Annotated in this window: 12 protein-coding genes; 2 read left to right on the plus strand and 10 right to left on the minus strand. The window is 71.4% G+C overall.

Annotated elements, in window-relative coordinates; translation table 11 throughout:
• Positions 1-38: 38 nt before the first annotated feature.
• From KIK09_RS47955 to KIK09_RS47965, 3 genes are read right to left on the minus strand one after another with little or no spacing between them, the layout of a single operon-like run.
• Positions 39-2,264 (minus strand): [protein-PII] uridylyltransferase, encoded by a 2,226-nt coding sequence (locus KIK09_RS47955; protein WP_214326245.1) that lies wholly within the window; start codon positions 2,262-2,264, stop codon positions 39-41.
• Positions 2,265-2,294: 30 nt separating this feature from the next.
• Positions 2,295-2,633, minus strand: coding sequence for a P-II family nitrogen regulator (locus KIK09_RS47960; RefSeq protein ID WP_214326246.1), 339 nt, complete (start codon positions 2,631-2,633; stop codon positions 2,295-2,297).
• Positions 2,630-3,937 carry an ammonium transporter gene (locus KIK09_RS47965; protein WP_214326247.1) on the minus strand — a complete coding sequence of 436 codons (1,308 nt, stop codon included), beginning with the start codon at positions 3,935-3,937 and terminating at the stop codon, positions 2,630-2,632. Before KIK09_RS47965 ends, KIK09_RS47960 begins: the two co-directional genes overlap by 4 nt.
• Positions 3,938-4,138: 201 nt before the next feature.
• Between KIK09_RS47965 and KIK09_RS47970 the strand changes: the two genes are divergently transcribed.
• Positions 4,139-5,056 carry an ABC transporter substrate-binding protein gene (locus tag KIK09_RS47970; protein WP_214326248.1) on the plus strand — a complete coding sequence of 306 codons (918 nt, stop codon included), beginning with the start codon at positions 4,139-4,141 and terminating at the stop codon, positions 5,054-5,056.
• Positions 5,057-5,060: 4 nt separating this feature from the next.
• On the opposite strand, the gene KIK09_RS47975 is transcribed toward KIK09_RS47970, so the two are convergent.
• Together KIK09_RS47975 and KIK09_RS47980 are read right to left on the minus strand one after the other, a co-directional pair.
• Positions 5,061-5,819, minus strand: a complete 759-nt coding sequence (locus tag KIK09_RS47975) for an MOSC domain-containing protein (RefSeq protein ID WP_308164739.1) — start codon at positions 5,817-5,819, stop codon at positions 5,061-5,063.
• A gap of 13 nt (positions 5,820-5,832) precedes the next feature.
• On the minus strand, positions 5,833-6,630 hold the full coding sequence (locus tag KIK09_RS47980; protein ID WP_214326249.1) for an alpha/beta fold hydrolase: 798 nt from the start codon (positions 6,628-6,630) through the stop codon (positions 5,833-5,835).
• Between the two features lie 81 nt (positions 6,631-6,711).
• On the opposite strand from KIK09_RS47980, the gene KIK09_RS47985 reads away from it, so the two are divergent.
• Positions 6,712-7,281 (plus strand): TetR/AcrR family transcriptional regulator, encoded by a 570-nt coding sequence (locus tag KIK09_RS47985; protein ID WP_214326250.1) that lies wholly within the window; start codon positions 6,712-6,714, stop codon positions 7,279-7,281.
• Positions 7,282-7,297: 16 nt separating this feature from the next.
• Here the strand turns inward: KIK09_RS47985 and KIK09_RS47990 are convergent, their stop codons facing one another.
• From KIK09_RS47990 to KIK09_RS48010, 5 genes are all read right to left on the minus strand, one after another.
• Positions 7,298-7,825, minus strand: a complete 528-nt coding sequence (locus KIK09_RS47990; protein ID WP_214326251.1) for a PadR family transcriptional regulator — start codon at positions 7,823-7,825, stop codon at positions 7,298-7,300.
• Positions 7,826-7,856: 31 nt separating this feature from the next.
• On the minus strand, positions 7,857-8,798 hold the full coding sequence (locus KIK09_RS47995; RefSeq protein WP_214326252.1) for a sigma-70 family RNA polymerase sigma factor: 942 nt from the start codon (positions 8,796-8,798) through the stop codon (positions 7,857-7,859).
• A 102-nt stretch (positions 8,799-8,900) separates the two neighbouring features.
• Entirely contained in the window at positions 8,901-10,040 is a 1,140-nt protein-coding gene (hutI, locus tag KIK09_RS48000) for an imidazolonepropionase (RefSeq protein WP_214326253.1), read from the minus strand.
• Positions 10,037-11,359: a formimidoylglutamate deiminase gene (locus KIK09_RS48005; RefSeq protein WP_214326254.1), complete on the minus strand. Its 1,323-nt coding sequence runs from the start codon at positions 11,357-11,359 to the stop codon at positions 10,037-10,039. Before KIK09_RS48005 ends, hutI begins: the two co-directional genes overlap by 4 nt.
• Positions 11,350-12,504, minus strand: a complete 1,155-nt coding sequence (locus KIK09_RS48010) for an allantoate amidohydrolase (protein ID WP_214326255.1) — start codon at positions 12,502-12,504, stop codon at positions 11,350-11,352. The genes KIK09_RS48005 and KIK09_RS48010 overlap by 10 nt, the downstream gene beginning before the upstream one ends.
• Positions 12,505-12,521: the final 17 nt, after the last annotated feature.

A 12,521-nucleotide genomic window follows, 5' to 3' on the forward strand; every position in this document is an offset into this window, starting at 1 on the left:
AATCGTTACAAATGTGACCGTCGTTCGTCTGCTGTTGGTTACCGCAGTGCTGCAAGCACCACGTCGCGGACTTGGATCCGCTGCGCGTCGTCGCTGAGGGGGCGTCCGGCGCGATCTACCACATAGAAGACGTCCACCGCCTCCGCGCCGAGAGTCTCCACGCGGGCGGCTCGTACGTCAAGCCCGCAGTCGCCGAACGCTCTGCCGATACGCCACAGAAGCCCCGGCCTGTCATGGGCTCTGACTTCCACCACGGTGGCGGTCGCCGAGGCGTCATCCACCAAGGTCACACGGGGTGGAGCCACCGGCACACGGGAGGGTCTCATGGCCCTGGTACGGCGGGCCAGCCGCTGTTCGATGTCAAGACGGCCAGCAAGGACGAGACGGAGATCGGCTTCGAGCGTGGCGGGGTCGGGCGGCGTGCCGTACTCCGGGACGACGGAGAACTCGATCACGGCCGTCGCCCCCGCGGCGGCCGAGGAGGCGGAGCGGACCACGAGCCGGTGCGAGGCCAGCACGCCCGCGGCGCTCCAGAGCAACCCCGGGCGGTCGGGGGCGACGACCGTGACCTCTCCCCCGTTGACGCGGATCGCTCCGCCGCCGTGCCGGGCGAGCGCCGCCTGCTCGGCGGACAGGCTGGGTGCCTTGGGCGGCGGCGAGCCCGCCAGCACCGAGCGCACGCGGCGCACGAGGTCGGCCACCAGCCCGGCCTTCCAGGCGTTCCAGGCGGCGGGCCCGGTGGCGTTGCCGTCGGCGACGGCCAGCGCGGCCAGCAGGTCGAGCGCCTCGCGCGAGCCGACGGTGCCGGCGACCTTCTCGATCGTGACGGGGTCGTCCAGGTCGCGCCTGGTGGCGGTCTCGGGCAGCAGCAGGTGGTGGCGGACGGCGGTGGCCAGCACCTCGACGTCGCGCGGCGGCAGGCCGATGCGGGTGGCGATGTCGCGCACCACGACCTCGCCGGTGGCCGAGTGGTCGCCCGGCCAGCCCTTGCCGATGTCGTGCAGCAGGGCGGCGATGAGCAGCAGGTCGGGCCGGGAGACCTCGCGGGTGTGCGCGGCGGCGTTGGCCGCGGCCTCGATCAGGTGCCGGTCGACGGTGAAGCGGTGGATGGGGTTGCGCTGCGGTCTGTGGCGCACGCGCTCCCAGTCAGGAAGCAGCTTGACAACGATGCCCGCCTGGTCGAGTTCCTCCCACACGGGCACGGCGGCGCGGCCCGCGCCGAGGATGGCGACGAGCGCGTCGCGGGCCTCCTCCGGCCAGGGCACCGGCATCGGCGCGGACTGGGCGGCGAGCACCGAGACGGTGGCCGGGGCGAGCGGCAATCCCGTGCCCGCCGCGGCCGCGGCGGCACGCAGCACGAGCACCGGGTCGGTGCGCGGGGAGGCGCCGCGGGCGAGCACGACCTCGCCGCCGTGCTCCACCACGCCGTCGGCCAGGGGGCGCCGCCCACGGGGCGCGGGTCCTGACAGGAGTCTGTCAACCGTGCGCCAGGTGCCGTCGAAGGCGTGCGAGATCGTCCTGCCCGCCTCGGCGAGCCTGCGCATCAGCGCCTCGGCGTCCAGCAGGCCGAGCAGCCCGGCCACCGCCTCCTGTTCCTGCAGGACGAGCCGGTCGGCGCCGCGGGCGGTGACGATGTGCAGCGCGTGGCGGGCGTCCAGGATGAACTCGTAGGCCTCGCGCACCCGGGGGCCTGGGGCCGAGGCGACCCAGGCGGCGGCCACGGCCTGCATGGCCTGCACGTCGCGCAGACCGCCGCGGCCGTCCTTGAGGTCGGGTTCGAGCAGGAAGGCCAGCTCGCCGCTGCTGTGCAGCCGCAGGTCGGCCGCCTCGCGCAGCTCGCTCAGCCGGCGGCGGGAGTCCGCGCGCCACTCGGCCAGCACCGACTCCCTGGCCCGCTTGGTCAGATCCGGATCGCCGGCCACGTGGCGGGCCTGGATGAGGCCGAGCACCGCCTTGAGGTCCTGGCGGGCCACGTCCACGGCCTCGTCCACGGTGCGGACGGAGTGGTCGAGGCCGGTGCCCGAGTCCCAGACGGGATACCAGATGCGGTCCGCGATCAGGCCGATGTCCTGCCTGCCCTCGTGCAGCAGGACCAGGTCCAGGTCGCTGCCGGGGGCCAGCTCCCGGCGACCGAGGCTGCCGACGGCCACCAGGGAGGCGCCCTGGCCGTCGCTCGCCGTACGGAAGAGATTCTTGAGCCAGCGATCGGTGTCCGCGGCCCGCTGCGCGCGGGCCGCGGAGTACGAGTGAACCTCGCCCCTCAAAGCGTCTCCCGGATCACCGTGTCTCCCGGATCACAGGGCCTCGGGGCCCCGCTCCCCGGTGCGGACGCGGATGACCGTGTCCACCGGGACCGACCAGACCTTGCCGTCGCCGATCTTGCCCGTCTGGGCGGCCTTGACGATGACGTCGATCACGTCCTCGGCGTCGTCCTCCTCGGCGAGCACCTCGATCCTGACCTTGGGCACCAGGTCCACCTGGTACTCGGCGCCGCGGTAGACCTCGGTGTGGCCGCGCTGCCGGCCGTAGCCGCTGGCCTCGCTGACCGTCATGCCCTTGATGCCGAACTGCTCCAGTGCGGCCTTCACGTCATCGAGCTTGAACGGCTTGACGACGGCGGTGATGAGCCTCATGCGTCCACCTTCTTAGTGACGACGGCCGGGCCGTTGGGGGAAGCCACGCCGGAGGCATGCACGGTGCCGAGGTCGTAGCCGGTCTCGGCGTGGGTGGTGATGTCGACGCCGGTGACCTCGTCCTCCTCGGAGATCCGGAAGCCCATGGTCTTGTCGATGATCTTGCCGGCGACGTAGGCGACCACGAACGAGAAGCCACCGATCGCGACCGGGCCGAGCACCTGCAGGCCGAGCTGTGTGAAGCCCTCGCCGTAGAACAGACCCTTGTGCTGCTGCGGCAGGAACGGGTGCGCGGCCAGGAAGCCGAGGGACACGGCGCCGATCACGCCGCCGACCAGGTGGACGCCCACCACGTCGAGGGAGTCGTCGAAGCCGAGGCGGTACTTGGCGCCCACGGCGTACGCGCAGACCACGCCGGCGATCAGGCCGATGACGACCGCGGCCCAGGGGTCGACGAAGCCGCAGGCGGGGGTGATGGCGACCAGGCCGGCGACCGCGCCGGAGGCGACGCCGAGGCTGGTGGCGTGCCCGTCACGCATCTTCTCCACGACCAGCCAGGCTCCGGCCGCGACGGCGGTGGCCACCTGGGTGTTCATGAACGCCAGGCCGGCCGTACCGTCGACCGCGAGCTCGGAGCCGGCGTTGAAGCCGAACCAGCCGAACCACAGCAGCCCGGCGCCGAGCAGCACCAGCGTCAGGTTGTGCGGGCGCATCGGCTCCTTGCGCCAGCCCTTGCGCTTGCCGAGCACCAGCGCGAGGGCCAGGCCCGCGGCGCCGGCGTTGATGTGGACGACCGTACCGCCGGCGAAGTCCTCGATGCCCAGGGCGTTGAGCCAGCCGGTGCCCCACACCCAGTGGGCGACGGGGAAGTACACGATGGTCGCCCAGACGACGCTGAAGACCACCCACGCGCCGAACTTCGCCCTGTCGGCGATCGCCCCGGAGATCAGCGCGACGGTGATGATGGCGAAGGTCAGCTGGAAGGCCGAGAACACCAGGCTCGGCATGCCCGTGCCGTCGTCCTTGGTCGCCGTGTCGACCAGGCTCTGGAGTCCTACGTCCTTCAGCCCGCCGACGATGTTGTTCAGGAACGAGCTGGGGTTGTCGCTGAATGCCAGGGAGTGTCCGTAGAGCACCCAGGCGATGGTCACCGTGATGATGGCCACGAAGGACATCATCATCATGTTCAGGACGCTCTTGGCCCTGGTCATGCCCCCGTAGAAGAACGCGAGCCCCGGAGTCATCAGCAGCACCAGCGCGGTGGCCGCGAGCATCCAGGCCGTGGTGCCGCTATCGATCTTCACGACGCGACCCTCCTTACGATGTGACGTGTGGCCACAGCGTGTTCGTCCACCGTTTCGTGGCTCGACCGGGTGTGTTTCGCATGCGTGAATCTCGCCGCACCGGTGTTTCGCGGACGTTTCGGACTTCTCACATGAAACATTCCGGACGTTAGACTTAGGATTGCCTAACCTTCCCCAACTGCCCCCGAGCAAGGATCTGTCATGCGATTGCGCCTGGCCATCGTCGCCATGCTGCCCGTGTTCGCCCTCGCCGCCTGTGGCTCGTCCGGCGGCTCGACCCCCGAGGGGCCGACCCGGACGATCAAGCACGCGATGGGCGAGACGAAGGTGCCCGCCCAGCCCAAGCGGGTGGTCGTGCTCGACACCGACAAGCTGGACACGATGGTCTCGCTCGGCATGAGCCCGGTCGGCGCGGCGCAGGCGACCGAGAGCCAGAAGTGGCCCGCCTACCTCGGCTCGGCGCTGTCGGCCACCAAGCCGGTGGGCACGCTGCAGCAGCCCAACCTCGAGGCCATCATGGCGCTCAAGCCGGACCTGATCCTCGGCACGAAGTTCCGCCAGGCCGCCTTCTACGACAAGCTCAGCAAGATCGCCCCGACCGTCTTCACGGAGAAGGTGGGCGTCACGTGGAAGGAGAACTTCCTTCTGGACGCCGACGCCCTCGGCCACCGCGACAAGGCGCAGGACCTGCTGCACGCCTACGAGCAGCGGGCCAGGACGGTCGGCGCCAAGTTCGCCAAGCTGAAGGTGAGCATCGTCCGCTTCATGCCCACCGAGATCAGGATGTACGGCCCGCAGTCCTTCAGCGGCATCGTCCTGGGAGACGCCGGCATCCAGCGCCCGCAGCCGCAGCTGCTCGAGGGCCAGGCCGACCGGCGCTTCGGCAAGCTCAGCCAGGAGAACATCGCCCAGGCCGACGGCGACGCGATCTTCTACAGCGCCTACGGCGACGCCGCGGCCAAGAGCCAGGCCGAGGTCACCGGCGGCCCGCTGTGGAAGAACCTGGCGGGCGTCAAGTCGGGCAACGCCCACAACGTCGACGACGAGGTCTGGATGCTCGGCATCGGCGTGACCGCGGCCGGCGGAATCCTCGACGACCTGGAGAAGTACCTGAAGTGAGGCCTCAGACCACCCGCACCGGGTCGCCGGCCCTGATCACTCCGGGGTTCACGACCCGGGCGTAGATCCCGGCGCAGGGCTGCGGGCCCAGGTCGAGGACCTGGACGCGGTTGTGGCGGGCGGGCGTGCGCAGCGCGTCGGTGTCGCGCGGCAGGTCGCCGTGCGCGAGCGTCGGTACGGCGCAGCGCGGGGTCGCCACCAGGACCTGCAGGGCCACCTCGGCCCCGATCCGCAGCTCACGGCCGACCCAGGCGTTCTCGGCGAAGCCCTCCGCCTCCGTCTCGACCACGAGGTTGGGACGGTAGCGGAGGGCCTCCACGGTCCCCCGCGGGCCGAGCTCGCCGATCCTGGCCAGTGTCGAGGTGGTGACCAGGTGAACCGGCGCGAAGTCGAAGAACGTCCCCGGAACCAGGCCGCCCAGGGTCCCGACCGTGAACGCCACCTCGGCCTCCAGACCCCGGTCGAGCACCTCCTCGGGCACCGATCGCTCGAACGTGGCGCCCTCGGGAGGGGCGTCGACCAGCTTGACCTCGCGTCCCAGCAGCCGCGACAGCTCGGCGTCGCCCGGCGGGTTCGCGCCGTCGAGCGTCAGCAGGTCCCGCCACAGCCTGGGGGTCTTCGCGCTGGCGATCTTCCCTGTTTCCAGGTCGAGTACGGCTCGCGCCCGGTCACCCAGGATCCCCCGCTCCGTCACCTGGGCCTCGGAGATCTCCTCACCGAGCATGGACTTGACCGGATACCTGCGCAGCGCCTGGATTCTCACCAGAGGATGCTAATCAGTCCAGGGAGGCCCAGAAGCGGCGCAGGTGCGGGACGAGCTCGCCGGCGCGCTCGTCGGGGAAGAACAGCCGGCCGCCCTCGATCTCGACCACCTCGCGCACGCCCGGAATCGTGTCGCGCAGCCAGTACGCCCACTTCTTGTCGAAGAAGACGTCCCCGGTGCCCCACACCACGAGCGTGGGCACGGCCAGGACCGTGAGCTGGGGCTCGATGGCCACCATGTCCTCGGCGTCGATCGAGGTGAGCAGGCGTTCGAAGGCCCGCCCGCCGTCCTGCTTGGCGAAGATCGGCCGCAGGAAGTTGTCCACCAGCGCCTTCGGGTCGTCGATGCGCTCGTACCCGTCGCCGAAGGCGGTCTGGGCGACCAGCTCCGGCTGGTCGAGCACCGCCTCGGTGAGCGCCGCGAGCTGCCCGTCGGCGGCCAGCTGGACGGTGGGCTCGAACGCCTCGGGCGGCGTGTTGGTGTGCACGTCGCAGTTGGTCAGCGTGAGCGAGCGCAGCCGCTCGGAGTGCCTGACCGCGAAGATCTGGGCGACGGCGCCGCCCGTGTCGTTGGCGACCAGGTCGACCTGGTCGAGGCCGAGCTCCTGGCACACCTCCTCGACCGCCTCGGCCAGCGCGGGGATGGACAGGTCCTCCTGCGGCTCGCTGCCGCCGTGCAGCGGCAGGTCGACGGCCACGCATCTGCGCTCGTCGCGCAGCTCGGCGATCACGTTGCGCCACAGGTAGGAGCTGGTGCCCACCCCGTGGACGAACAGCGCCACCGGTCCCTGACCCACGTCCTCGTAGTGCATGGAGCCCTCCCGTTGAAATTACATACCGACTGTCGGTCTATGAAATTACCGACCGGCTGTCGGTTTGTCTAGAGTGGTCCCATGAATCTCAAGGCGGAACGCGGCGCGGCGACCCGCGAGCAGCTCCTCGCCATCGCCACGCGGTTGTTCGCCGAGCACGGCTACGACGGCACCTCGGTCGAGGCGGTCCTGCAGGAGTCGGGATTGAGCAGGGGCGCGCTCTACCACCACTTCGCGGGCAAGGACGCGCTGTTCGAAGCCGTGCTCGAGGCCATCGAGACAGACGTGGGCGTCAAGCTGGCGCGGGCCACGGCGGGGCTGAAGGATCCCCGCGAGGCGCTGCGAGTGGGCGCGCTGAGCTGGATCCGGCTGGCCGGCGATCCGGTGATCCGGCGCATCATCCTCATCGACGCCCCGTCGGTGCTCGGCTGGGAGGCCTGGCGCGCGATGGAGGAACGGCACGCCTTCGGCATGCTCAAGGCGGTCCTGGAGGCGTCGGAGGCCTTCCCGCCTGAGGAGGTCGACCTGCAGGCACACGTCCTGCTCGCGGCCATCAACGAACTGGCTCTCCTGGCCGCGCGCACCGACGACACAGCCCCGGCGGAGGCCGCCGCGGAAGAGCTCCTGAACCGCCTCCTGCGCGCGAATTAGGCGGGGTCGAAGAGAGCTACCCGGTGGCAGCCGCTTCCAGGGCGGCGATTTCGGTGCGGAGCCAGTCCATGTCGGCTCGCTTGGTGGCGGCGGCGATGGTCAGCATGCCCTTGCGGAAGCGGTCGGTCATCTCCGCCGACCGCATCGGGCGGCCCCTGTCGTAGAAGTAGCTGGCCGGCTGGTCGTAGAAGGCCAGGCGGCGGCGCAGGACGCGCAGCTGGTCGGCCGGGTCGGGCAGGTAGCCGAGGAAGGCCAGCAGGACGAGGAAGGAGTCGCGGTCGGTGATCTCCAGCTCGGCAGGCTCGCGCAGCCGCCGCAGCAGTTCCTCCCGCCCGGCGCCGGTCAGCGAGAGCATCTGCCGCTTGCCGCCGGGCTCCTCCTGCTTGTCCACGAAGCCCGCCTTGCGGAGCCGATCGACGGCGGGATACAGCGCGCCGTCGCTCACCGGCCGGATGTGGCCCGACAGCCCGGAGATCCGGCTGCGCAGCTCGTAGGCATGCATGGGCTCCTCGTAGAGGAAGCCCAGGATGGACAGCTCCAGCATGCCCAGAGCCTACTCTCGATTAGAGACAGCGTCAGGCGGCGGCGCTGGCCATCTTCCGCAGCCGGGCGAGCGCGTCCCGCTCGATCCTGCGGGCACGGTCGCGGCCGATGCCGTACCGCTCCCCGACCTCGGTGAGCGTGTGCTCGCGGCCGTCCACCAGCCCGTAGCGCCAGCGCAGCATGTCGCGCGTGTCGCCCTCGAGCCCGGTCAGCCAGGTGTCGAGGCGCTCGCGCTCCAGGATGTCGATGGCCTGCTGCTCGGGGTCGGCCCAGGTCTCGTCGGCGATCATGTCGCCCAGCTCGGTCTCGTCCTCGTCGCCCACGCCGAGCTGCAGCGAGACCGGGTCGGAGGCCCAGCGGCGCAGCTCGCGCACGCGCTCGATGGGCAGCTCCAGGATCTCGGCCAGGTCGTCGTCGGTGGGCTCCACGTCGAACTCGGCCAGCATGTCCCTGCGCACCCGCATGAGCCGCGTCATCTGCTCACCGGCGTGCGTGGGCAGGCGCACCGGGCGGGCCTGCTCGTGGATGGCCCGGCCCACGGACTGCCGGATCCACCAGGTGGCGTAGGTGGAGAACTTGTAGCCACGCTTGTAGTCGAACTTCTCCACCGCCCGCACCAGGCCCAGGTTGCCCTCCTGGACCAGGTCGATCAGCGGCATCCCGCGCCCGGAGTACTTCCTGGCCACCGCCACCACCAGGCGCAGGTTGGCCTGGATGAACTCGTCCTTCGCCCGCTGGCCGGAAACCGCCAGCCGCTCGAGCTCCTCGTCCGCCGCGTCCCCGATCCGCGGCTCCGAGCCCCCGCTGTCGAGCAGCTGCTCGGCGAAGAGCCCCGCCTCGATCCGCTTGGCGAGCTCTACCTCTTCCTCCGCCGTGAGCAGCGGGACCCGGCCGATCTCGGCCAGATATGTCCCCAGCAGATCGCGATCGGCGACGTGCTGCTCCTGCGTGCGACTCCCCGTAGGCCTTGCCATCCCCAGGCACCTCGTTCCGCAGCTGCGTTCTTAACCGGCCAACGTCCGGCCAGATGCAAAGATTCCCTAAAGGTCTACGGCCACGGGACGATTCTGGATGTCCTACTCAAGGAGGAGACCGGCCTGAAATACCTGGTGAACGAGGGGTACGCCGGGCCTGTAGGCCAGATGCACGTACGAGGGAGCATCGAGCACGACGAGGTCCGCGCGAGCCCCTGGCACCAGTGAGCCTACGTCCGTGCGCCGCAGCGCGCGCGCCCCTCCGACGGTCGCGGCCGTCACCGCCTCGAGCGGCGTCATGCGCATCTCCCGTACGGCCAGCGCCACACAGAAGGCCATCGAGGAGGTGAACGACGAGCCCGGGTTGCAGTCGGTCGCGATCGCCACCGTGGCCCCCGCGTCGATGAGCCGCCGCGCGTCCGGGTACGGCGAGCGGGTGGAGAACTCGGCCCCCGGCAGCAGCGTGGCCACGGTCTGCGAGGAGGCGAGCGCATCCACGTCGGCGTCGGACAGGTGCGTGCAGTGGTCGGCCGAGGCCGCCCCCAGCTCGACCGCGATCCGCACCCCCGGCCCCTCGGTCAGCTGGTTGGCGTGCACGCGCGGCAGGAGCCCGGCCTTCATGCCCTTGGTGAGGATCTCCCTGGTCTCGTCGCCGTCGAAGGCGCCCTGCTCGCAGAAGACGTCCACCCACTTGGCGTAGGGCGCGCACGCCTCCAGCATCTCCCCGGTGACCAGCCGGACGTAGTCCTCCTTGCCCGCGTCGGCCGGGACGACGTGCGCCCCCAGGTAGGTGGTCTCGTCGGTCAGCCCGGTGGCGATCTCCAGCGCCCGGCGCTCGTCCTCGACGGTCAGCCCGTAGCCGCTCTTGATCTCCACGGTCGTCGTGCCCTGGCGCAGCATCTCCCGCACCAGCGCGTCCGCGCGCGTGGCCAGCTCGGCGTCGCCGGCCTGGCGGGTGGCGGCCACGGTGGTGCGGATGCCGCCGGCGGAGTAGCGCTGGCCCGACATGCGGGCGTTGAACTCGGCCGTACGGTCACCGGCGAAGACCAGGTGCGCGTGGCTGTCGACGAACCCGGGGATCACGCACCGGCCCCCGGCGTCGTGCCGTTCGTCGGCCTCGGGCGCCTGACCGGCCGGACCCGTCCAGGCGACCTGGCCGTCCTCGATCACCAGGGCCGCGTCCTGGATCTCCTCGTGCCCGGTGAAGAGCAGCCCGATCCCGTCGATCACTGTTGCGGTCATCGCAGTGCTCCCATCGCTTCGATCAACATGCGCCCGACATTTCCGGAAATGTGGTGGCCGTCGGCCACGATGCGGCGGCCCGAGGCCACCACGGAGTGCACGTCGGCCGCGGTGGCCGCGTAGACCACGGCCTCGGGTCCCGTGGTGCCGGCCGTACGGACCGAGTCCAGCGTGACGGAGACCAGGTCCGCCCAGGCGCCGGGCACCAGCATGCCCGCGTCGGGGAAGCCGAGCGAGGCGTGGCCCGTCACCGTGGCCGCGGCGAGCAGCTCCGCCGCGCGCCAGTGGCCCCGCTGCTCGCTGGCCAGGCGCTCGTTCAGCTCGACGGCGCGCGCCTCCTCGAACAGGTCGATCACGGCGTGGCTGTCGGAGCCGAGCGTGACGGGCGCGCCGCGGTCGTGCAGCGTCCTGGCGGGGCCGATGCCGTCGGCCAGGTCGCGTTCCGTCGTGGGGCACATGCAGATGTAGGTGCTCGACTGGCCGAGCAGCTCGATGTCCACCTCGGTCAGGTGGGTGGCGTGCACCGCGGTCGAGCGCGGGCCGAGCGCGCCCCGCTCGTGCAGCACCTCGACGGGGGTGGCGGCGTAGCGCTCGACGCAGGCGGCGTTCTCCGCGCGCTGCTCGGAGACGTGCGCGTGCAGCGGCGCCGCGTGGTGGTGGGAGAACTCGGCCACGAGCGGCATCTGGTCCGGCGGCACGGCCCGCACCGAGTGGATGGCCGCGCCGATCTCCACGTCGTGCTGCCCGTGGTAGGCCGCCGCCAGCGCGTCGGCCCGCTCGGCCCACCGCTCGGCGTCCCCGTCGCCGAAACGCACCTGCGCCCCGGCCAGCGCAGTCCCGACCCCGCCTGTGAGGTAGCAGGTGTCGAGCAGCGCGATCCGCAGCCCGGCCGCCCGCGCCGCGTCGATCAGCGCGTGCCCCATGCTGTTGGGATCGTCGTACGGCCGGCCCCCAGGACCGTGGTGCAGGTAGTGGAACTCGCCCACGCACGTGATGCCGGCCAGCGCCATCTCGGCGTAGACGGCGGTGGCCAGTTCCCGGTAGGAGTCGGGATCCAGCGCCCCCGCCACCTGGTACATCTGGTCGCGCCAGGTCCAGAAGTCGCCCCTGCCCTGCTGGGTGGCGCCGCGCAGGGCCCGGTGGAAGGCGTGCGAGTGGGCGTTGGCCAGGCCGGGGATCGTCAGTCCCGGCAGGCGCTCCGCGCCGCCGGGCTCGCCCTGGGTGATCTTCGCGATGCGGGTCCCGTCGACCTCGACGAGGACGGACTCCTTCAGGCCCTCGGGCAGCCAGGCCTGCTCGCACCAGTACGTCAGCGGCACAGATCCTCCAGCACGTTCGCCAGTGCGACGACACCAGCCTCGCAGTCCTCGGGCTCGGCGTGCTCCTGCGGCGAGTGGGACACGCCGGTCGGGTTCCGCACGAACACCATCGCGCTCGGGACCCCGGCCGAGGCCAGGATCCCCGCGTCGTGCCCGGCGCCGGTGGGCAGCACGGGCGCGTGGCCCGCCACGGCCGCCACGCGGTCGCGCAGCGCGGCGTCGAAGTCCACCACGGGCGTCCAGGACTCCTCGCTCACCTCGACGCCGCGGGCGAGCTCGCCGACGACGGCCCTGACGTCCTCCTCGCGCGCCCCGCGGACGTCGAGCCAGGCGGAGACGGAGCCAGGGACGGCGTTGGCGTTGTTCGGGCTGACCCTGACCTTGCCCACCGTGGCCACCACCCCGTGCGTCGTCGCCGTCTCGCGGGCGGCCAGCACCATGCGGGCGAACGGCAGCATCGGGTCGTCGCGGTCCACCAGCCGGGTCGTCCCGGCGTGGTTGGCCTCGCCGCGGAAGTCGAAGCGCCACCGCCCGTGCGGCCAGATCGCGCTGGCGACCCCCACGGGCGCGCCGAGCTCCACCAGCCCGCGGCCCTGCTCCACGTGCAGTTCCACGAACGTCGCGACCATGGCCAGGGTCTCGTCGTCACGCCCGATGGCCTGCGGCTTGCGCCCAGCCCCGGCCATCACGTCCGCCAGCGTGTCGCCCTCGTCGTCGGTCAGGCCCAGGGCCCGCTCCGGGTCCAGCACGCCGGTCAGCAGCCGGGAGCCCATGCACGGCACGCCGAACCTGGCTCCCTCCTCGTCGCTGAAGCAGGCGATGCCGAGCGGCCTGCCCGGCACGAAGTCCCGATTTTTCAGTACATCCAGCGCGGCGAACGCCGACACGACCCCGAGGGGCCCGTCGAAGGCGCCGCCCTGCCGTACGGAGTCCAGGTGGGAGCCCGTGACGACGCCCGCCCGGCGCGACGGGTCGCCCCACCAGGCCCACAGGTTGCCGTTGCGGTCCTCATGGACGTCCAGCCCCCGGCGGGCCGCCTCACCCCGGAACCATTCCCTCAGTTCGAGATCGGCTGCCGACCAGGCGTCCCTGACGTAGCCGTTGGTGGCGGGATCACGACCGATGCGCGCGAGTTCGTCAAGCATGCTGACACTTTAGTGAA

The sequence above is a fragment of the Nonomuraea sediminis genome (assembly GCF_018531495.1).
GTDB lineage: Bacteria > Actinomycetota > Actinomycetes > Streptosporangiales > Streptosporangiaceae > Nonomuraea > Nonomuraea sediminis.